This window comes from Bacillus sp. FSL M8-0350 (genome assembly GCF_038593345.1).
Taxonomy (GTDB): Bacteria; Bacillota; Bacilli; order Bacillales; family Bacillaceae; genus Bacillus; species Bacillus safensis.
Genome location: NZ_CP151985.1, coordinates 1433965 through 1454031 on the forward strand (window position 1 = coordinate 1433965; position 20067 = coordinate 1454031).

At 41.6% G+C, this 20067-nt stretch carries 19 protein-coding genes; 14 read left to right on the forward strand and 5 right to left on the reverse strand.

All coding sequences use genetic code 11. The features are described 5' to 3' along the window. Window positions 1-42: 42 nt before the first annotated feature. The gene (locus tag NSS80_RS07330) at window positions 43-366 is read left to right on the forward strand and encodes a YlaH-like family protein (RefSeq protein WP_003210819.1); all 324 of its coding nucleotides are present in this window, start codon (window positions 43-45) and stop codon (window positions 364-366) included. 31 nt (window positions 367-397) lie between these two features. Here NSS80_RS07330 and NSS80_RS07335 read toward each other — a convergent pair whose 3' ends face one another. Next, a complete protein-coding gene (locus tag NSS80_RS07335; protein ID WP_223250959.1) occupies window positions 398-631 on the reverse strand; it encodes a YlaI family protein in 234 nt (77 codons plus the stop codon). Window positions 632-730: 99 nt separating this feature from the next. Continuing rightward, a complete protein-coding gene (locus NSS80_RS07340) occupies window positions 731-1348 on the reverse strand; it encodes a YhcN/YlaJ family sporulation lipoprotein (RefSeq protein ID WP_041117285.1) in 618 nt (205 codons plus the stop codon). Between the two features lie 140 nt (window positions 1349-1488). Here NSS80_RS07340 and NSS80_RS07345 point away from each other — a divergent pair, with 140 nt between their 5' ends. Further along, window positions 1489-2811 carry a PhoH family protein gene (locus NSS80_RS07345; protein WP_025092370.1) on the forward strand — a complete coding sequence of 441 codons (1323 nt, stop codon included), beginning with the start codon at window positions 1489-1491 and terminating at the stop codon, window positions 2809-2811. Window positions 2812-2826: 15 nt separating this feature from the next. Here the strand turns inward: NSS80_RS07345 and NSS80_RS07350 are convergent, their stop codons facing one another. Next, window positions 2827-3309 carry a hypothetical protein gene (locus NSS80_RS07350; protein WP_041117287.1) on the reverse strand — a complete coding sequence of 161 codons (483 nt, stop codon included), beginning with the start codon at window positions 3307-3309 and terminating at the stop codon, window positions 2827-2829. A 119-nt stretch (window positions 3310-3428) separates the two neighbouring features. On the opposite strand from NSS80_RS07350, the gene glsA reads away from it, so the two are divergent. The 5 genes from glsA (at window position 3429) to NSS80_RS07375 (ending at window position 11442) form a co-directional block, all read left to right on the forward strand. After that, on the forward strand, window positions 3429-4358 hold the full coding sequence (glsA, locus tag NSS80_RS07355; RefSeq protein ID WP_041117288.1) for a glutaminase A: 930 nt from the start codon (window positions 3429-3431) through the stop codon (window positions 4356-4358). A gap of 122 nt (window positions 4359-4480) precedes the next feature. After that, window positions 4481-4762: a YlaN family protein gene (locus NSS80_RS07360; RefSeq protein ID WP_041117290.1), complete on the forward strand. Its 282-nt coding sequence runs from the start codon at window positions 4481-4483 to the stop codon at window positions 4760-4762. Window positions 4763-4972: 210 nt separating this feature from the next. Next, complete coding sequence (gene ftsW, locus NSS80_RS07365; RefSeq protein ID WP_041117291.1) at window positions 4973-6184, forward strand: putative lipid II flippase FtsW; 1212 nt, start codon at window positions 4973-4975, stop codon at window positions 6182-6184. Window positions 6185-6263: 79 nt separating this feature from the next. Beyond that, window positions 6264-9710: a pyruvate carboxylase gene (pyc, locus tag NSS80_RS07370; RefSeq protein WP_041117293.1), complete on the forward strand. Its 3447-nt coding sequence runs from the start codon at window positions 6264-6266 to the stop codon at window positions 9708-9710. A gap of 295 nt (window positions 9711-10005) precedes the next feature. Then, window positions 10006-11442: a deoxyribodipyrimidine photo-lyase gene (locus NSS80_RS07375; protein WP_227001716.1), complete on the forward strand. Its 1437-nt coding sequence runs from the start codon at window positions 10006-10008 to the stop codon at window positions 11440-11442. A 37-nt stretch (window positions 11443-11479) separates the two neighbouring features. Here NSS80_RS07375 and NSS80_RS07380 read toward each other — a convergent pair whose 3' ends face one another. Beyond that, window positions 11480-12403, reverse strand: a complete 924-nt coding sequence (locus NSS80_RS07380) for a heme A synthase (RefSeq protein ID WP_041118118.1) — start codon at window positions 12401-12403, stop codon at window positions 11480-11482. A gap of 393 nt (window positions 12404-12796) precedes the next feature. Here NSS80_RS07380 and cyoE point away from each other — a divergent pair, with 393 nt between their 5' ends. From cyoE to ctaG, 6 genes are all read left to right on the forward strand, one after another. After that, window positions 12797-13714 carry a heme o synthase gene (gene cyoE / locus NSS80_RS07385; RefSeq protein ID WP_003211774.1) on the forward strand — a complete coding sequence of 306 codons (918 nt, stop codon included), beginning with the start codon at window positions 12797-12799 and terminating at the stop codon, window positions 13712-13714. A 279-nt stretch (window positions 13715-13993) separates the two neighbouring features. Further along, on the forward strand, window positions 13994-15061 hold the full coding sequence (gene coxB / locus NSS80_RS07390; protein ID WP_034281662.1) for a cytochrome c oxidase subunit II: 1068 nt from the start codon (window positions 13994-13996) through the stop codon (window positions 15059-15061). Window positions 15062-15236: 175 nt separating this feature from the next. Continuing rightward, window positions 15237-17108 (forward strand): cytochrome c oxidase subunit I, encoded by a 1872-nt coding sequence (gene ctaD, locus NSS80_RS07395; RefSeq protein WP_034281664.1) that lies wholly within the window; start codon window positions 15237-15239, stop codon window positions 17106-17108. Next, a complete protein-coding gene (gene ctaE, locus NSS80_RS07400; RefSeq protein ID WP_087977219.1) occupies window positions 17105-17728 on the forward strand; it encodes a cytochrome c oxidase subunit III in 624 nt (207 codons plus the stop codon). The genes ctaD and ctaE overlap by 4 nt, the downstream gene beginning before the upstream one ends. Before the next feature lie 2 nt (window positions 17729-17730). Further along, window positions 17731-18060: a cytochrome c oxidase subunit IVB gene (gene ctaF / locus NSS80_RS07405; RefSeq protein ID WP_024426910.1), complete on the forward strand. Its 330-nt coding sequence runs from the start codon at window positions 17731-17733 to the stop codon at window positions 18058-18060. A 30-nt stretch (window positions 18061-18090) separates the two neighbouring features. After that, a complete protein-coding gene (gene ctaG / locus NSS80_RS07410) occupies window positions 18091-18969 on the forward strand; it encodes a cytochrome c oxidase assembly factor CtaG (protein ID WP_317222058.1) in 879 nt (292 codons plus the stop codon). Window positions 18970-19036: 67 nt separating this feature from the next. On the opposite strand, the gene NSS80_RS07415 is transcribed toward ctaG, so the two are convergent. Next, a complete protein-coding gene (locus NSS80_RS07415; protein ID WP_024426911.1) occupies window positions 19037-19402 on the reverse strand; it encodes a YugN family protein in 366 nt (121 codons plus the stop codon). Window positions 19403-19563: 161 nt separating this feature from the next. Here NSS80_RS07415 and NSS80_RS07420 point away from each other — a divergent pair, with 161 nt between their 5' ends. Then, complete coding sequence (locus NSS80_RS07420; protein WP_029707658.1) at window positions 19564-19986, forward strand: CBS domain-containing protein; 423 nt, start codon at window positions 19564-19566, stop codon at window positions 19984-19986. Window positions 19987-20067 lie beyond the last annotated feature (81 nt).

Below are 20067 nucleotides of genomic sequence, written 5' to 3' on the forward strand. Positions count from 1 at the left end.
TTAAAAAGATAGAACCCTGAAAGATAAGGGGAGGGAATCTTTTTGAATGATCAGGAAGTAAGTGAAAATCTATCCTTTTTCGCGATGCTGTTTCGTGTCGATGAAAATCCGCAAACAGGGATGTGGCTCCTATATGGCACCATCCTTGTTTTAGCGATTATTGTTTTTAAGCTCGGCTTTGCAAGACGTTTACCGATTTTAAAAGCGCTCGTGATTTATTTGTTTTTGATTTTTGGCTGCACGTTTCTCACATTTCTAGGTATCTTCCTTCCAGTAGCGGAAGGACTGGTTGTGGCAGCTGCCATTTTGATTATTTATAAAATACGGCTGCATCGTGCGAAAAAAGAAGGAACAGTTAATACGTAAAAAAAGACCTGAACATGTGTCAGGTCTTTTTTTATGTCTTTTGTTCTTTCTTTCCTTTTTTCTTCTTTTTCTCTTTCGTCGCAGGATCCTGATAAAGAGAGAATCTGCCAGTTTTGATGCGAGCTTCAGTCTTTATTTTAATGCGTTCTTGGCAGTCATCGCACATATATGTATGAATTGGCCGGTTTCTTAACCGTTTAGCAACAAGTGTATCATCATCAATGGTTTCAAGCTTTTCACATAATGAGCACTTCACTCTCATCATTTTCACCTCACTTTATTGCATTTATTATAGCATGTTTTCCAGCTACTTAAAATCAGCGTAGAAAAAGGCTTATATCACAGGAGATATAAGCCGTTCTCATTATTTCTTCTGATTCATATGATGGTTTGATTGGTCGTTTTGATTTTTTTCTAACTGTTTTTGATCCTGTTCTTTGAGCTGATTATTCGGATCATTTGTCGGGTCTTTTTCGTTACGCTCGATCTCATTTCTCGGCATCTCTGGCATCACGCGGCCGACAATGGCAGCCAGTTCGTCCATAATACCGCTTACCGGACGGCCTGCTTGGATTTCTTTGCCCATTTCTTTTAAACGGCTGACTGTATCTGGATCAGCAACCACAACAGCATTTGCACCTTCAGGGTCATTTCTCAGCGCTTTTGCAACTGAATATTTAATGGTTTCTACTTTGCTTCTATCTAAATCATCTTTTACATCAATACCAACAACAGCATAGCGGCCGATGACAATTGCCGTTGCATCATTGACATCTGCTACATGCTCTGTCACATTGACAAGATGCTGCGCAACATCTGTAGATGGGCGGGCTTGATTTGTCTTTTTCTTGGATGAGTCTGACACCCGTACTAAGTGCTGGCGTCCATCTTGCTTGTCCAGCGCTTCTGGCTTTTTCTGCTGCTGGCAAGCGCCTAACAGAATGATCGTTTGAATCATGAATAATGTTAAAAATAGTCGCATCTAAATTCCCTCCTTCACAAACTGCATGATTTATTTTATTGTTGAATTAACCTTCTAACTTTATTCATGAAAACATATATTTTAACAATCGTTTTGGGAAAGACAAGGATGAATGAAACCCCGATCAGGAGGCGAAGGACCTGAGTAAAATTTATGTATTAGACACAAATGTGTTATTACAGGATCCGAATTCAATCTTTTCATTTGAAGACAACGAAGTCGTCATTCCGGCCGTTGTGTTAGAAGAAGTAGACTCGAAAAAGAGATACATGGACGAGGTTGGGCAAAACGCCCGGCGCGTCTCACGTTTAATCGACGGTTTGAGATCGAAAGGGAAACTGCATGAAAAAATCACGCTAGAGTCAAAAGGGACGCTGCGCATCGAGCTGAATCATCGCTCTTTCCATGAACTTCAAGAAATTTTTATTGAAAAAACGAACGATAATCGGATTTTAGCGGTCGCGAAAAATTTGAGCTTAGAGGAAGAAACAAAGCCTCACGGCCGGCCTGTCATTTTGGTCAGTAAGGATGTCTTAGTCAGGGTAAAGGCAGATGCGATAGGTCTTCAGGCAGAGGACTTCTTAAGTGACCGTGTGCTGCAAAACGAAGACATTGATAACGGCTATCATGAGCTCTATATTCCGACCGAGCAATTGAATACATTTTATAAGCAAAGTCAATTGCCGATAAAAGAAGTCACAAGTGCACCATTAAACCCTCATCAATTTGTCATTATGAAGGGGAATGAAGGCGGTTCTGCTTTAGGAATGCTTGATCAAAAGGCAGAGCATGTGAAACGGCTGATTTATGATCAAGAGCATGTTTGGGGAATCCGTCCGAAAAATGTTCAGCAGACGATGGCCCTAGAGCTGCTATTGCGACGTGATATTCCGCTTGTGACATTGATCGGAAAAGCGGGTACTGGTAAAACACTCCTTGCACTTGCTGCCGGATTAATGCAGACAGAGGATCTCGGCATGTTTAAAAAACTGATCGTAGCCCGTTCCATTGTTCCTGTCGGCAAGGATTTAGGCTACTTGCCAGGTGAAAAGGAAGAGAAACTCAGACCATGGATGCAGCCGATTTATGACAACCTGGAATTTTTATTTAATACAAAAAAACCTGGTGAACTTGATGCGATTTTGGCGGGAATCGGTTCTATTCAAGTGGAAGCTTTAACGTATATCCGCGGAAGAAGTATCCCTGATCAATTTATAATCATTGACGAGGCGCAGAATTTAACGAAACACGAGGTGAAAACATTATTAACGCGAGTCGGAGAAGGAAGTAAAATTGTGCTGATGGGGGACCCGGAGCAGATCGATCATCCTTATTTAGACAGCTTAAATAATGGACTTACGTATGTCATTGAGCGGTTCAAAGGACAGCAAATATCTGGACATGTCAAGCTTGTCAAAGGAGAAAGGTCTGGACTTGCACAGCTTGCAGCTGATTTGCTGTAGTCCAGACCCTCTGTCTTATGTAATGATGAGCTCTTTGACACCTTTTATCGGTTGAGTGAGGTTGGACTGATCCGCGAAATAAACGTGGATTGGTCCTTCTTCTGTCATAGGCTTTCCATTTTGGCTGAAGTGTGCAATGCTTTCCATTGCCTGAGAAAGCGGCACAGCAATTGTCCCTGTTTCTGTGACAAATTCGCATGTAGCTGCATGTTTAAGCGGTTCTGCATTTTTCAGCATATCACCTAGCTTCATTCCGAAGCTGCCTGTGACGAGTCTTTCCTTTTCGTACTTCTTCTCTGTTTTTAAAGTAGGTGGAAGTGTTTGCCCTTCTCTAATCACCCGCTCTTGGTCAAGCTCCTGATCCAGCTGATTTTCTTCATTTGCTGCGCTTTTTTCAAAAAATGAATCCATTAAAAATTTGCGGTCATCAAAAATCCAGACACTTGGATCAATGGTGATCTTGTACTTTACGTTCCCCTTAATTTGAATGATGCTCATGTTCAAGACAACCCCTTTCCACCATAAATTATAGAAGTTTTCGCCTGCTTTGTCACTTTCATAAACAAGCTTCTCCTTGTACACACTAATCGTACATGAAAGATAGGAGGATGTTGGGCATGGCATGTCGTGACAATGAAGAGCTTAAGCGTTTTGTGGAGGAAGCAAAAAAAGTGGCCAAAGATGGCAAAGTAGCATCCTATATTCCCGCTCTTGCCAAAGCGGAAAAGACAGATTTATCTGTGGCTGTGTATCATGTAAGTAATACTTGCCACTCGGCAGGAGATGTAGATAAGCGCTTTACCCTTCAAAGTATTTCTAAAGTATTAGCTCTTGCGCTCGTGCTTTCAGAAGAAGGACCAAAAAAAGTCTTTCAATTTGTTGGACAAGAGCCTACAGGTGACCCGTTTAATTCAATGATTAAGCTGGAGACAGCAAGTCCGAATAAGCCGCTGAATCCAATGATTAATGCAGGAGCGCTTGCAGTCACAAGCTTAATAAGAGGGGCGACTCCGCAAGATCAGCTGAATCGCTTGCTCCGCTTTATTAGAGAGCTCGCAAATGATAAAAGCATTACATACTGCAAGGTAACAGCCGCATCCGAATTTGAGACATCGATGATTAACCGGGCTATGTGCTATTATATGAAGCAATATCATATTATTAGAGGGAACGTAGAAGAGGTCATGGATGTGTATACGAAACAATGTGCCATTATGATGAACAGCTTAGATTTGGCGAAAATTGCTTGTGTTTTTTCATTAGATGGCAGACATCCAGAGACGGGGCAGCAAATTCTTTCAAAAGATGTCGCTAGAATATGTAAAACTTTTATGGTGACGTGCGGAATGTACAATGCAAGCGGGGAATTTGCCATTAATATCGGCATACCCGCTAAAAGCGGTGTTTCAGGCGGAATTATGGGAGCGGCTCCATATGATTTTGGGATCGGAATTTTCGGTCCTGCCCTGGATGAAAAAGGGAATAGTATTGCTGGGATTAAGCTGCTTGAGCTCATGAGTGAAAAATATGAGATGAGTATCTTTTAATGATGATTGTCTTCTTTTTATTTTTACAATGCGAACTGTACAAATCTGCTTGCAATTTTGGCCGTTTCGCTTTATGATAAATAGAAGAATTAGGTACTCGCCTGGGGAACGGAGGGATACTTTTGGCGTCAGAAATTTTAGTCGATCATCGGCAAAAAGCACTGGCTTTATTAAAATTGGATGCAGAGAAAATTTTAAAATTGATCCAAGTGCAAATGGACAACTTAACGATGCCGCAATGTCCTCTTTATGAAGAGGTTTTAGATACTCAAATGTTCGGATTATCGAGAGAAATTGATTTTGCTGTCCGGCTTGGATTAGTTGATCAACATGAAGGCAAGAAACTACTCGATAAACTTGAGAGAGAGCTTTCCGCACTTCATGATGCGTTCACAAAAAAATAATGATTGAAAACTCAAACTTTCATAACACAAGTTTGAGTTTTTTTGTCCTCTCATTTCTTTTGATGGATTAACGGCAAACGGACTTGATTCTTTCATGAATGACGAACAATATAAAAGAGGTAAAACGGGATCAAACAGAGAAAATGTAGTAGAATAAGAACAGCTAAGAAGATATCAAGCAGTAGAAACAGACGTTAGGAAGAGGATTATATGTTAAAGAGAATGCTAAAATCGTATGACTACTCATTATTGTTCGCCATTATCTTAATCAGCGCATTCGGTTTGGTTATGGTGTATAGCTCAAGTATGATTACATCTGTTATCAGATACGATGCTCCGCCAGATAACTTTTTTAAGAAACAGCTCTTATTTATGATTGTTGGGGCAGCCATCTTGATCTTTACGGCATTGGTTCCATATCAGCTGTTTTCAAATAAGAAATTCCAGATTGGTATGCTGCTGCTTTCAGTTTTTTCCCTCATCTATGTGTACTTTGGCGGTCATATTGCAGGGAACGCAAGAAGCTGGATCAAATTAGGCCCTTTTAGTCTTCAGCCAGCTGAATTCGTGAAGATTGTTGTCATTATCTATCTTGCTGCGGTGTATGCCAAAAAGCAGCATTATATTGATCATATTTTAAGAGGTGTTACGCCTCCGATCGTGATTGTCTCTATCCTGTGCGGATTTATCATTTTGCAGCCGGACTATGGGACAGCCTTTATTATTGGCATGATAGCCCTTGCGATGATTTTATGCTCAGGCTTTAGCGGCAAAACGCTTGCGAAGCTGCTCGCGCTATTTAGTGCCGTAATGGTCGTCGTGACCCCATTTATTATTCTTTTTTGGGATAAAATTTTCACGCAAAATCGTCTTGGACGTTTTGAAAGTTTCCAAGATCCCTTTAAAGATGCAGGGGCTACTGGGCATCAATTGATTAATTCGTATTATGCGATTGGATCAGGCGGCTTTTTTGGACTCGGTCTAGGGGAAAGCGTTCAAAAGTACGGGTATCTTCCAGAGCCGCACACAGACTTTATCATGGCAATTATCTCAGAAGAGCTTGGCTTTTTCGGCGTGTTTTTTGTTCTCGCTCTTCTTGGTTTCATCGTCGTGAAAGGTTTTTATATTGCGAGAAAGTGTGAAGATCCGTTTGGAAGTTTGCTTGCAATAGGAATTTCCTCCATGATTGCGATCCAAACTTGTATCAATTTAGGCGGTGTTTCAGGTCTTATTCCGATCACCGGGGTGACACTTCCGTTTATCAGCTACGGAGGATCGTCCATCATTTTACTTAGCATCTGTATGGGAATGCTGCTGAATATCAGCATGTTTACTGAATATAAAGAGCGTTACAAAAAGAAAAAATCAATGAGCAAACCATCGATTGAAAAAAATGGATTGCAGAAAACTTTGAATCTTTAGAAAACAAAAGTGTACAGTTTTCATTTCTTCCTTTATTATAGAGTACATATAAAATTTTAAGGGATATGGAGGAGTGAGAATGTCACAGAGAACAATTCAAAAGGTTCTAGTTGCAAACAGAGGGGAAATCGCTATCAGAGTCTTCAGGGCCTGTACGGAGCTCAATTTACGTACAGTGGCCATTTATTCCAAAGAAGACTCGGGCTCTTATCATCGCTATAAAGCGGATGAAGCATATCTAGTTGGAGAAGGGAAAAAACCGATTGATGCCTACCTCGATATCGAGGGGATCATCGAAATTGCAAAACGAAATGACGTGGATGCGATTCATCCAGGCTACGGATTTTTATCCGAAAATATTCATTTTGCAAGACGATGCGAAGAGGAAGGCATTCAATTTATCGGCCCAACTTCCCGCCATTTAGATATGTTTGGAGATAAAGTAAAGGCGAGAGATGAAGCGAAAAAAGCTGGTATTCCAGTCATTCCAGGAAGTGACGGACCAGTTGATTCGGTTAAAGAAGTCGAAAAATTCGGTGAAGAATACGGTTACCCGTTTATTATTAAAGCTTCACTAGGCGGCGGCGGCCGGGGTATGCGGATTGTCAGAACAAAAGAAGAGCTGAAGGAAGCCTATGACCGTGCGAAGTCAGAGGCAAAAGCTGCTTTTGGAAATGATGAAGTATACGTTGAAAAGCTGATTGAGAATCCGAAACATATTGAAGTGCAGGTGATTGGTGACAATCACGGCAATATCATTCATTTATATGAGCGTGACTGCTCTGTCCAAAGGCGGCATCAAAAGGTCATTGAAGTGGCACCAAGTGTGTCTCTAACAGATCAATTGCGTGAAGATATTTGCGAAGCAGCTGTTCAGCTGGCCCAGAATGTATCGTACATCAATGCTGGGACTGTAGAATTTCTTGTTGCAAATGGAGAGTTTTACTTTATTGAAGTTAATCCAAGGGTGCAGGTAGAACACACGATCACAGAAATGATTACAGGTGTCGATATCGTCCAAACCCAAATTCTTGTTGCAAAGGGGTATAACCTTCATAGCAAGGAAGTTGGTATTCCAAAGCAAGAAGATATCTTTACACACGGCTTTGCCATTCAATCAAGGGTCACAACAGAAGATCCTCTAAATGACTTCATGCCAGATACAGGAAAAATTATGGCCTACCGATCAGGTGGGGGATTTGGTGTACGTCTTGACACAGGGAACAGCTTCCAAGGTGCGGTCATTACACCTTATTACGATTCACTATTGGTCAAGCTGTCCACATGGGCACTCACGTTTGATCAAGCGGCTGCTAAAATGGTTCGAAATTTACAAGAATTCAGGATTCGCGGAATTAAAACAAACATCCCATTTCTTGAAAACGTAGCTAAGCATGAAAAGTTCCTTAAAGGGGAATACGACACATCGTTTATCGACTCAACACCAGAACTATTTAATTTCCCTAAGCAAAAAGACCGCGGAACGAAAATGCTTACTTATATTGGTAACGTTACCATTAATGGGTTCCCTGGTATTGCGGAGAAAAAGAAGCCTCATTTTGACAAGCCAAACGTACCGAAGCTTCCTCTCCATCAAGAGATTCCATCTGGGACAAAACAATTGTTAGATACGCATGGACCTGAGGGCCTTGCCAATTGGGTAAAAGAACAAAATAGCGTCCTTTTAACCGATACAACCTTTAGAGATGCGCATCAATCTCTGCTTGCGACACGCTTTAGAACACATGATTTAAAGAAAGTTGCCCAGCCAACAGCAGGTTTATGGCCTGAGCTGTTTAGTATGGAAATGTGGGGCGGCGCTACATTTGATGTTGCGTACCGTTTCTTAAAAGAAGATCCTTGGGAACGATTGAAAGAGCTTCGTCAAGAAGTGCCAAACACGCTGTTCCAAATGCTATTAAGATCATCAAACGCTGTTGGATATACAAACTATCCGGATAATGTGATCAAAGCATTTGTGAAAGAATCAGCTGAGGCAGGCATTGACGTATTCCGTATTTTTGACAGCTTAAACTGGGTCAAAGGCATGACGCTTGCCATTGATTCTGTTCGGGAATCAGGCAAAGTGGCAGAGGCGGCCATTTGTTATACGGGGGATATTCTTGATCCATCTCGTCCAAAATACGATCTTGAGTACTATGTATCTCTTGCAAAAGAGCTTGAATCTGCCGGCGCACATATTTTAGGTATTAAAGATATGGCGGGGTTATTAAAACCGCAGGCGGCCTACGAGCTAGTCTCTGCTTTAAAAGATGAGCTTACGATCCCTATCCATCTTCATACACATGACACGAGTGGAAATGGACTGTTCACCTATGCAAGAGCGATTGATGCAGGTGTTGATATTGTGGATGTTGCCGTCAGCTCTATGGCAGGACTCACATCGCAGCCAAGTGCAAGTTCACTTTACTATGCTTTAGATGGGCATGAAAGAAAGCCAGACATGAATGTCCAATCTGTCGAACGCCTTTCTCAATACTGGGATTCCGTCAGAAAATACTATCATGAGTTCGAAAGCGGCATGAATTCACCTCATACAGAAATTTATGAGCATGAAATGCCTGGCGGTCAATATAGTAACTTGCAGCAGCAGGCGAAAGGTGTCGGTCTTGGCGAGCGCTGGAATGAAGTAAAGGAAATGTACAGACGTGTGAATGACATGTTTGGTGATATTGTGAAAGTGACACCTTCCTCTAAAGTAGTTGGAGATATGGCACTTTATATGGTGCAAAATGATCTGACAGAAGAAGATGTTTATGAAAAAGGAGCAACACTAGACTTCCCGGATTCTGTTGTGGAATTGTTTAAAGGCTATTTAGGCCAGCCGCATGGCGGATTCCCTGAAAAACTGCAAAAGCTGATTTTAAAAGGGGAAGAGCCTCTTACTGTCAGACCTGGTGAGAAGCTGAAGCCAGTGGACTTTGAAGACATTAAGAAGCAGTTCAAAGAATCTCATGACCTGACGTTAACAGAGCAAGACGCAATTGCGTATGCCTTATATCCGAAAGTCTTTTCTGAATTTGTCCAAACAGCAGAAAGTTATGGTGACATCTCTGTTCTTGATACACCAACATTCTTCTACGGGATGAGGCTTGGAGAAGAGATTGAGGTAGAAATCGAAAAAGGAAAAACCCTTATAGTCAAACTTGTATCAATTGGTGAACCGAATCCAGATGCCACAAGAGTTCTTTACTTTGAGTTAAATGGCCAGCCGCGTGAAGTGGTGATTAAGGATGAAAGCATCAAATCCTCCGTTCAAGAAAAAATGAAGGCGGACCGTTCGAATCCAAATCACATCGCCGCATCGATGCCAGGCACTGTCATCAAAGTACTCGTGGAAAAAGGGCAGAAAATTTCACAAGGTGAGCATTTGATGATCAATGAAGCCATGAAAATGGAAACGACTGTACAAGCACCATTTTCTGCGGTCGTAGATGAAATACATGTGACAAATGGAGAACCGATTCAAACCGGTGATCTGTTAATCGTATTAAAGCCTGAATAAGAAGTGAGACACATCCACCGTGATGTGTCTCAGCGTGTAGACAAACCCTCGCATTCTTTGTTAGTCCTGTGCGCTGGTGCTCACGAATGTCAAATTCGCTCTGCAAAAGTAGCTGTACTTCCTAGACTGCAAAGGTTTTCTATCACGCTGAAAAGAAGACAAAGGTCTAAAAAAGATCATTTTAGACCTTTGTCAACAATCGGAGACACATCCACCGTGATGTGTCTTTTTTGAGCGCATTAAAATGTGCAGCAGCCAGTGAGAGTGATTACACTATAGAGTGAGGTGAAGAAGGTTGGACAACATTGTTGTGATTTGGTTTCGCCGGGATATGCGATTAGATGATCATATCGCCTTATCAAAAGCGATCACATATGCAAAAAAACACGAGTACAAATTATTTGCTCTTTATCATCTAGATCCATTTTTTACTGAAATGGACCTCGATTTAAACAACGAACATTTTTTTCAAAGCTTGGCGCATTTTATCAAGAAAGCAAGAGAATCTCAAATGTATGTTCATCTTCTCTATGGTGATGTCTTGCGTGCCTTTCAGCAAGTTATCGATGTGTATGACATCAAAGCTGTCTTTTTTAATGAAGATCAAGTGGGAATCGGTCAAAAGCGTGACCATCAAGTAACCGCTTTTTTAGAAAAGAAGGGCATTCATGTATCAAAATGGCAAGATACACACCTTCACGGGGCGCAAGATATCTTAAAAAGGGATGGCACTCATTATCAAGTGTTTACTCCATACTATCAATCATGGCGAAAGCAAGAGAAGCAGCCTGTGATAAAAGTTGACAAATCATTTCTCAGCAGCGCTCATACGATTTGTGATGAGTCACTTTCACACAAAGGGAATGACAAACTACGCAGTATAATCATGAGATGCTCAAGAAAATTTGATCAAATCGGTTCACGCAAAGCGATGAACACGCTGCATGACTTTATCCAAAAAAGACTAACACGTTACCATGAAAAACGAGATATGCCATCTGTTTTTGGAACGAGCAAGCTGTCACGTTTCTTGAAAACAGGGACTATCTCAATTCGAACGATCTTTTATGCGGTACATGAGGAAGCACTGTTTGAAGACGAGGGCAGAGAAACCTTTATCAAAGAGCTGGCGTGGCGAGATTTTTACCATATGATTTATGCTCATTATCCAGAAATGAAAGAAAAAGAAATCAATTCAGCGTTTCAAGGGATGAAATGGAATGAAGATGAGACGCTGTTTGAAGCATGGTGTAAAGGTGAAACAGGCTTTCCTCTCGTTGATGCAGGGATGAGACAGTTAAATGAGGAAGGCTGGATGCATAACCGTTTAAGGATGGTCACCGCCTCATTTTTAACAAAGGATTATTTGATTGATTGGAGAAAGGGAGAATCGTATTTTGCAAAAAAGCTTGTGGATTATGATGAGGCTTCGAATATCGGAGGATTTCAGTGGGCAGCTTCTGTTGGGACAGATGCCGTGCCGTACTTCCGTATTTTTAACCCAACGACCCAGTCAAAGCGGTTTGATCCAAGCGGGGAATATATTAGAAGATATGTACGAGAGCTAGAGCATGTTGAGGAAAAATGGATTCATGAACCAAGTAAAATGCCGATAGATGAACAACGGAAATCGAGCTGTGTGCTGGGTGATACATACCCGCTGCCGACAGTTGATCACAAGGAAAGACGCAAAAAAGCCATCTCGCTATTCGAAGAAGCAAAACGACAATAAAGAATCCCCCTCTCTACATGAAAGGGGGATACAATTTTTATCTAAATGGCTCTTTGCTTTCATATTTAAACCGGGCAATAAGTAAGCAGAAGTAGCATAGTACCCCAAACAAACAAGAAATAAAGAATGAATGAGCCAGCGCGTAACCAAGTGCAAGCTGAGAATAAACAGACATCACACCTGAAATGGCTTGAAGTGTAATCAGAATGGCTGAGATAATCCACCCATAATACAGCTGCTTCTGTTCTTTATAATGTTTCAGGGCATGGAACATAGCGACAAATATCCAGACGAATAAAAGAAGTGCTGCTGCTCGGTGAGACATTTGAACCCACTGATTAAAATACGCTGGAAGCGCACCGTCTTTTGAACAAAACGGGAAGACAGAACAAGCAAGGCTTGACTTTGTATGTCTCACATAAGCGCCCGTATATACCACGATATACGTATACGTGATCAACCCATAAATATGGAACTGCATTTTTTTGCCGATATGAAGCGGCTTCACAAGCTTTGTTTCAGATCTGGTTGCTTCAAAGACAAGAAGTGCAAGCAGTAATACTGAAGCAAATGAAATGAGTGAAATACCGAAGTGCAGTGCCATCACAAGTGCGTTAGAACCAAATACGACGGCAAGAGCTCCTAACAGCGCTTGAAGCATTAAAAATATAATGGACATGATGACCAAAAATTTGGTTTCACGGAATACTGGACTAATTTTTTTCCAGCATAAGACCGCCAGTGCCAGAACAAGAATGGTGGAAACCCCTGTTGACATGCGGTGACTCCATTCGATGATGGAAGCGGGGTTCATTTCAGGAAAGAAACGACCGTGGCAAAGGGGCCACTGTCTACCGCAGCCAAGACCCGAACCGGTTTTCGTCACAAGCGCACCGCCAATCAGTACGATCAGCATCACAAACGTTGTGATCACGCTCAATAGCCTTAAAGCAAATTTCATCAAATTATTTCACCTTCTCTAAAAAACTTCTGATGTAAATGAAAACCTCACATGCTCTCAAGTTTAAGCCAAATGCGTGTTCTGTTGCAATTCATAATGACCAAAGTTCACAAAAAAATGATATGTTAGTTCACAAAGTTTACAGATTTAGAGTGCTTGATCTTTCTTTGACAGTCTGATAGAAATAGAGGAGAGAATATTTCATTTTGCACCGCCTTCTGAAACACATATATATCCTAATAAATTCACGAAAAGTTCACAAATAACTTCAAGTTTGTCGTTTATTATTTAATAGGATGTTTTTTTACAGCTGTTTATCTTGTATGATAGAGTTGTAATGATTTTACGTGTCATTCGTTCGTTTGAAGGTTTGGGCAAGGGAGGTTATACACATTGGCAAATTCCAAAACAGCCGCGGAAGCAGCTATTCATGGACAAATAGAAGAAACAACAGCGTGGAAAGATTTTCTTGCTCTGATTAAAATGGGCATCGTCAATTCCAATTTCATTACGACATTTACTGGAATGTGGCTTGCTTTTTATTTTACAGGTATGAGTTTTCTTGGAAATCTTGATATTGTGCTGTTAACAATGATTGGTTCTTCTCTTATTATTGCCGGTTCATGCGCAATTAATAATGCGTTTGACCGTGATATTGATATATTAATGGAAAGAACAAAAACAAGACCGACGGTTACAGGTAAAATTCAGCCGGGGCAAGCGTATGCATTTGGCATTCTGCTTGTTGTATTAGGACTCATTATGCTTCTGATGACAACCATTACATCAGCAGTGATTGGATTTATTGGAGTCTTTACTTATGCGGTTCTTTACACCATGTGGTCTAAACGCCATTACACGATCAATACAGTTATCGGAAGTGTATCTGGCGCGGTTCCGCCATTAATCGGCTGGACAGCTGTTACAGGTACAATCGACACAACGGCTTGGGTTTTGTTTATGATTATGTTCATTTGGCAAATCCCGCACTTCCTGTCACTTGCGATTAAGAAAACGGAAGATTACCGTAAGGCGGGCATTCCAATGCTGCCAGTTGTTTACGGCTTTGAAGTCACAAAACGCCAGATCATCATTTGGACAGCATGTCTTCTACCGCTTCCATTTTTCTTAGGTGGATTAGGATGGCCGATTGTCGCACTTGGTACATTGCTTAATATTGGATGGCTTGTTATTGGCCTTATGGGCTTTAAAATGAAAGACGTCATGAAGTGGTCGACGCTCATGTTCGTTTATTCATTAAACTACTTAACCATCTTTTTCGTAGCGATGATTATTATTACACTATTCTAGAGTGAAATACACTTTGATCACATCAAAACAATGGCTATATCTTATAACACAACATTTTCTAACAACTATGAAAGCCGCCTGATATTCAGTTCTATTTAGGCGGCTTTCTGTTTATACATAGATGGTATTTTGAGTAAAAACATCATTTTTTTATGAAAAGAGGAAATGTAAGTGCTTTTATAAGAGGCGGGGGTTATAGATGGGTGAGAAGTGATTTTATAAATAAGAGGTAAAAAGCGAAAGGCAAAGGAGATCAAGCAAAAGGGGTTGGGACAAATTATGATAAGAAAATGGCGTGTTTATTCACTGTTTCTCTTACTGACGCTCGTTTTGGCGGGCTGTGGTGAACCATACTTATCAACACTCAAGCCAGTTGGGGAAGTAGCAGATAAACAGTTTTTCCTAACGGTACTGAGTACACTTATTATGGTTCTTGTCGTCATTGTTGTATCGATCATTTTCTTTTACGTCATCATTAAATTCAAACGTTCTAAAGTGGGAGAAGATACGATTCCAAAGCAGGTGGAAGGGAACCGCAACTTGGAAATCACATGGACAGCGATTCCGATTCTTCTACTCATTATTCTCGTTGTACCTGTTGTTGCATACACGCTTGAACTAGGGGACACAAGCGCTATGGATAAGAAAAAACGAGATCCTGAAAAGACACTTGTTGTTAATGTAAGGGCCAGCTTATATTGGTGGGAATTTGAATACCCTGATTATGGGATTGTCACAAGTCAGGAATTGATCGTACCAACAGATCAAAAGGTGTATTTTAAGCTGAAAGCATCCGATGTCAAACACTCATTCTGGATTCCATCGGCTGGCGGTAAAATTGATACAAACACAGATAATGAGAACAAATTTTATTTAACCTTTGACTCGAAACGAACGAAAGATGCAGGGGAATATTTCTACGGGAAATGTGCGGAGCTTTGCGGGCCGTCACATGCTTTAATGGACTTTAAAGTTAAAACGCTTTCTCAAGATGAGTTCTTAGGATGGACGAAAAAAATGGCTGATTACAAGAAGCCTGAATCCACAAAGGATCTCGCTTTAGAGGGTGAAAAGCTATTTAAAGAGAAAAACTGCTTAAGCTGTCACGCAGTAGAGCCTGGTGACAAGCGGCCGGAAGCAGCAAGGACAGCACCAAACCTTGCGACCTTCGGAGAGCGAACGAAAGTAGCTGGAATCAAAGACATGAACAAAGAAAATGTGAAAGCATGGCTGAAAGATCCGGAAAGCTTTAAACCAGGTAATAAAATGACAGGAACGTACCCTAAATTAAATGACTCAGAAGCAGATGCACTTTACGAGTATTTAAAAGGTCTTAAAATCGAGTAACAACTAGAGCAGATATTCAAGAGGGTATGTGATCGATGTGAAGTTTTTGTTAAGAGCTCCCGAATATGTCTCTACAACCGAGAAGCCGTCATCTGTCAGACATAGTCTGCTTAAAGGATCGTGAAGAAAGACATCTATATGAAAAGGGGCAAATGGGAGATAAGAGGGGGATTTCATGGTGAGTACAATAGCTAAAAAGCGGGGGTTTGGCGCTGTCTTATGGGATTACTTGACAACGGTTGACCACAAAAAAATTGCCATATTATATTTAGTGGCAGGGGGATTTTTCTTTTTGGTTGGCGGGATAGAAGCGATGTTTATCCGTATTCAGCTAGCCATCCCTGAAAGTGATTTTGTCAGTGCAGGGGTTTACAATGAAATCATGACGATGCATGGAACGACAATGATTTTCCTTGCAGCTATGCCGCTTTTATTTGCATTAATGAATGCGGTTGTACCAATTCAAATTGGTGCACGTGACGTAGCATTTCCGTTTGTGAATTCACTTGGTTTTTGGTTATTCTTTTTCGGAGGAATTTTCTTAAACCTTGGATGGTTTATGGGCGGAGCACCTGATGCTGGCTGGACTGCATACGCTTCGCTCACGCTGAATTCAGAAGGGCATGGAATGGATTTCTATATTTTAGGTTTGCAGATTGCGGGTATTGGTACGCTGATTGCCGGGATTAACTTTCTTGCAACGATTATTAATATGAGAGCGCCTGGCATGACGTATATGAGAATGCCGCTCTTTACTTGGACGACATTTGTCGCCTCTGCACTTATTTTATTCGCATTCCCGCCGCTGACAGCAGGGCTTGCGATGCTGATGCTTGATAGAATGTTTGACACGAGCTTTTTCAATCCAGAGCTTGGAGGAAATACAATCATCTGGGAGCATTTGTTCTGGATTTTCGGACACCCGGAAGTATATATCTTGATCCTGCCGGCATTCGGAATCTTCTCTGAGATCATTCCGGTGTTTGCAAGAAAAAGATTGTTTGGTTACTCGTCCATGGTGTTCGCTACTGTATTGATTGGTTTCCTTGGATTCATGGTATGGGCGCATCACATGTTCACTACGGGGCTTGGACCTATCGCCAATGCGATCTTTGCTGTAGCGACCATGGCAATTGCGGTGCCAACAGGAATTAAAGTATTCAACTGGCTGCTCACGATATGGGGCGGTAATGTGAAGTTTACAACGCCGATGCTTTATTCTGTTGCCTTTATTCCGTCGTTCTTACTTGGCGGGGTAACTGGGGTCATGCTTGCGGCAGCTGCAGCGGATTATCAGTTCCATGATACGTATTTTGTTGTGGCGCATTTCCATTACGTCATTATCGGCGGGGTTGTATTCGGTATTCTAGCAGGTGTGCATTACTGGTGGCCGAAGATGTTTGGGAAAATACTGAATGAGAAGCTTGGAAAAATTGGCTTTGTGCTGTTTTTCATCGGTTTCCATTTAACTTTCTTTATCCAGCATTTTCTCGGTCTATGGGGCATGCCGCGCCGGGTCTTTACATTCCTGCCAGGTCAGGGTCTCGAGCTTGGGAACTTGATCAGTACGATTGGGGCACTGTTTATGTTTGTAGCTGTTGTGATCATGCTGATTAATATCATCTGGACAACAGCCAAAGGGGAGCGTGTATCGAGCGATCCTTGGGGAGATGGAAGAACACTTGAATGGGCAGTGTCTTCGCCTCCGCCAGAATACAACTTTAAACAGCTTCCGCTTGTCAGAGGACTAGATCCATTATGGATTGAAAAAATGGATGGTAAAAAAGGAATGACAGCATCTGAACCGCTCGATGATATTCACATGCCGAATAACTCCATCTTGCCTGTCATTATCTCATTCGGTCTATTTGTGTCAGCGTTTGGTTTCATGTATCGTCAAGAGCACAGCTGGGGGCTTCCGGTGATCTTCATTGGTCTTGGCATTACGTTTGCGACCATGCTGGTTAGGTCTCTGAAAGATGATCATGGATACCATATTCACAAAGAAGATTTGACTGACGACGATGATAAAGGGGTGAAAGCATAATGGAACCACAAAAAATGACGGCGGAAACCTTTCCGGCTTCTCCTGAGAAGGCCACGTTAGAAGGGAAGAATAAGTTTGTCGGGTTCTGGCTGTTTCTTGGAGGAGAAACCGTTCTGTTTGCATCGCTTTTCGCCACTTATTTGGCGCTGAAAAACTCAAATGCAGGCGGAGCAAAAACAACTGATATGTTTGACCTCACACTTGTCTTTATTGCCACAATGCTTCTATTAACGAGCAGTTTAACGAGTGTGTATGCCATGTATCATATGAAAAACTTTGCCTTTAAAAAGATGCAGCTTTGGCTTGGTATCACGGTCCTTTTAGGTGCTGGATTTTTAGGGGTTGAGATTTATGAGTTTTATCACTATGTGCATGCGTATGAGTTTACGATTACCAGCTCAGCTCTTGGTTCTTCCTTCTATACACTTGTTGGAACTCACGGAGCTCACGTTGCCTTCGGACTTTGCTGGATTACCGCTCTTATGATTCGAAATATGAGACGCGGACTTGATTTATACAATGCGCCGAAATATTATGTGGCAAGTCTCTATTGGCACTTCATTGATGTTGTGTGGGTCTTCATCTTTACCGTTGTATATTTAATGGGAATGGTGGGATAAGAATGGGAAATAAAAACACAAATCAGTCCAAAGTCGATCTTGTATATCGTAAAAAGAAAAATGCCGAGGAAATGAAGCATCAGCTCATTTCCTTCGGCTTGATGATTGGATTAACATTTGTTGCGTTTTTAACGATCGCCTCAGAAGACGTTGGAAATTGGTTCGCAGTACCATTTATTTTACTGCTTGCAGGCATTCAGGTAGCTTTTCAGCTTTATTATTTTATGCACATGAACCAAAAAGGGCATGAAACACCCGCCTTGTTTCTATACTCAGGTGTGTTTGTTGCGTTTATTACCGTATTAGCCTTTTTGACCATTATATGGTGGTAAACCCGCTTTGCCCTTGAAGGAGGCGCAGCAATGGAGAACTTAGAAATATTTGGATTTCGGGCATTATGGAGCCCTTATTATTTGACTTGTATTGTGATAGCAGCTGCTCTTTATCTGCTTCTTGTGACAAAGGGAAAGCACCGTGCGACGGTGAAAGAGAAAACGTTATTTCTGACGGGGCTTGTTCTGTTATATGCTGTGAAAGGGAGCCCAATTGATTTAATGGGGCATATTATGTTTAGTGCACATATGGCGCAAATGGCGGTGCTATACCTAGTCATCCCGCCTCTCCTTATTACAGGATTGCCTCCAGCCATATGGGAGCGGATCATTCAAACACCAGGTATTCAAGCTGTTTTCCGTTTGTTTTCCAAACCTTTAATTGCACTGCTTGGATTTAACGGATTGTTTTCGCTGTATCACATTCCGCTTGTGTTTGATTTTGTGAAAACAGATCCGTTTTACCACGCATTGATGACGGAGGTTATTTTTATCGCTGCCTTTTTCATGTGGTGGCCGCTTGTCCATAAAGTCCAAAGTCAGCCGCAGATCACAGGCATTTTGAAGCTTGGATATATCATGGCAGACGGGATATTGATGACTCCGGCCTGCGCACTCATCATGTTTAGTGAGGCACCGATCTATGCAACCTATTCAGATGCAGGCGCCTGGATACAAGCACTGCATTTATGTGTGCCAAGTGATATGCTTGCTGGCCTTGCTCTCACTGGCCCTGATATGTTCCACACCTTGCCGCTGCTAGAGGATCAGCAGCTAGGTGCCATTTTAATGAAAATTATTCAGGAGATTGTGTACGGCTCTATTCTTGCTGTTGTCTTCTTTGACTGGGCAAGAAAAGAAAGAGCGAAAGATGCCGTACCAGATGCGCTTATTCCGAAATATGAATAAAAAAAGCACAGCCATCTGGCTGTGCTTTCATCTAGGGCTAAAATAAAGAATATTTTAGCCCTTTGTTTTATGCTTCAGCCGTCATGGCTTCTAGTTTTTCCTTCAGCTGTGCAAGTGTTTTTTTGCTCGATTGGATGAGAGACTTAGGGAATTCTTCGCCTTCGCCGTATTCAACGCCATGTGGATAATAGTGTTTTCCAAGTAATGGTGTTAGAAGCTGAATGTGTGCCTTTTTGGCACCGACATCTCCTTCAGTAGCGTAGCCGGAAATCCGTAAATAAAAGGTTCCCTCTACCATGCTGTACTTTCTGTCGTACGTCACACGCTCATAATCCCATTGATCGGCTCGTACAAATCCTTCGCTTTCCATAATGAAATCTAATTTATTTAAGTCAGCTGATACCTCTTCAATCCCCGTACCTTCAAACTTCACCCAAAACCCCTCCTTATAAAATTTCCCTTTACTGACAATCATAGTATGAAAGCGTTAAACTTTCAACTGTGAAAGGTATGTTCTTTTATAAGCTGGTTACAGTAATAAAGAAAATAACGGATGGAGGAATCAACGTGAAAACGAAAAAAATCAAAGATATTATGACAAAAAAAGTAGTGACATGTCAGCAAGATGACAATACGTATGAAGCAGCAGTCAAAATGAGAGATGCTGATATCGGTGCCATTCCAGTGGTTGACGGAGATCAGCTCGTTGGGATAGTGACAGACCGTGACCTTGTGCTTAGAGGCATTGCAGAAAAAAAGCCAAACTCACAGGAAGTGGGCTCGCTGATGACAAAGGAAGTACTAACAGCTGAAGAAGATGCAACACTTGAAGAAATTGTCCGGCTCATGTCAGAGCATCAGCTCCGCCGAATTCCTGTTGTAAAAAACGGCGCATTAACAGGGATTGTCGCTCTAGGAGATTTATCAGTCGAAGATTTATCAAATGATCGCGCGGGAGAGGCACTGACAGAAATCTCTCAACAGGATCAAGATCATGGACAAGGATTTCTTCATTAAGAGGGGCATATTTTAAATTCGTGTTAAATAGGCTGTATTGTCGTTGATAAATGGAGCAAGTTTTGTTTAAATGACAGTAGA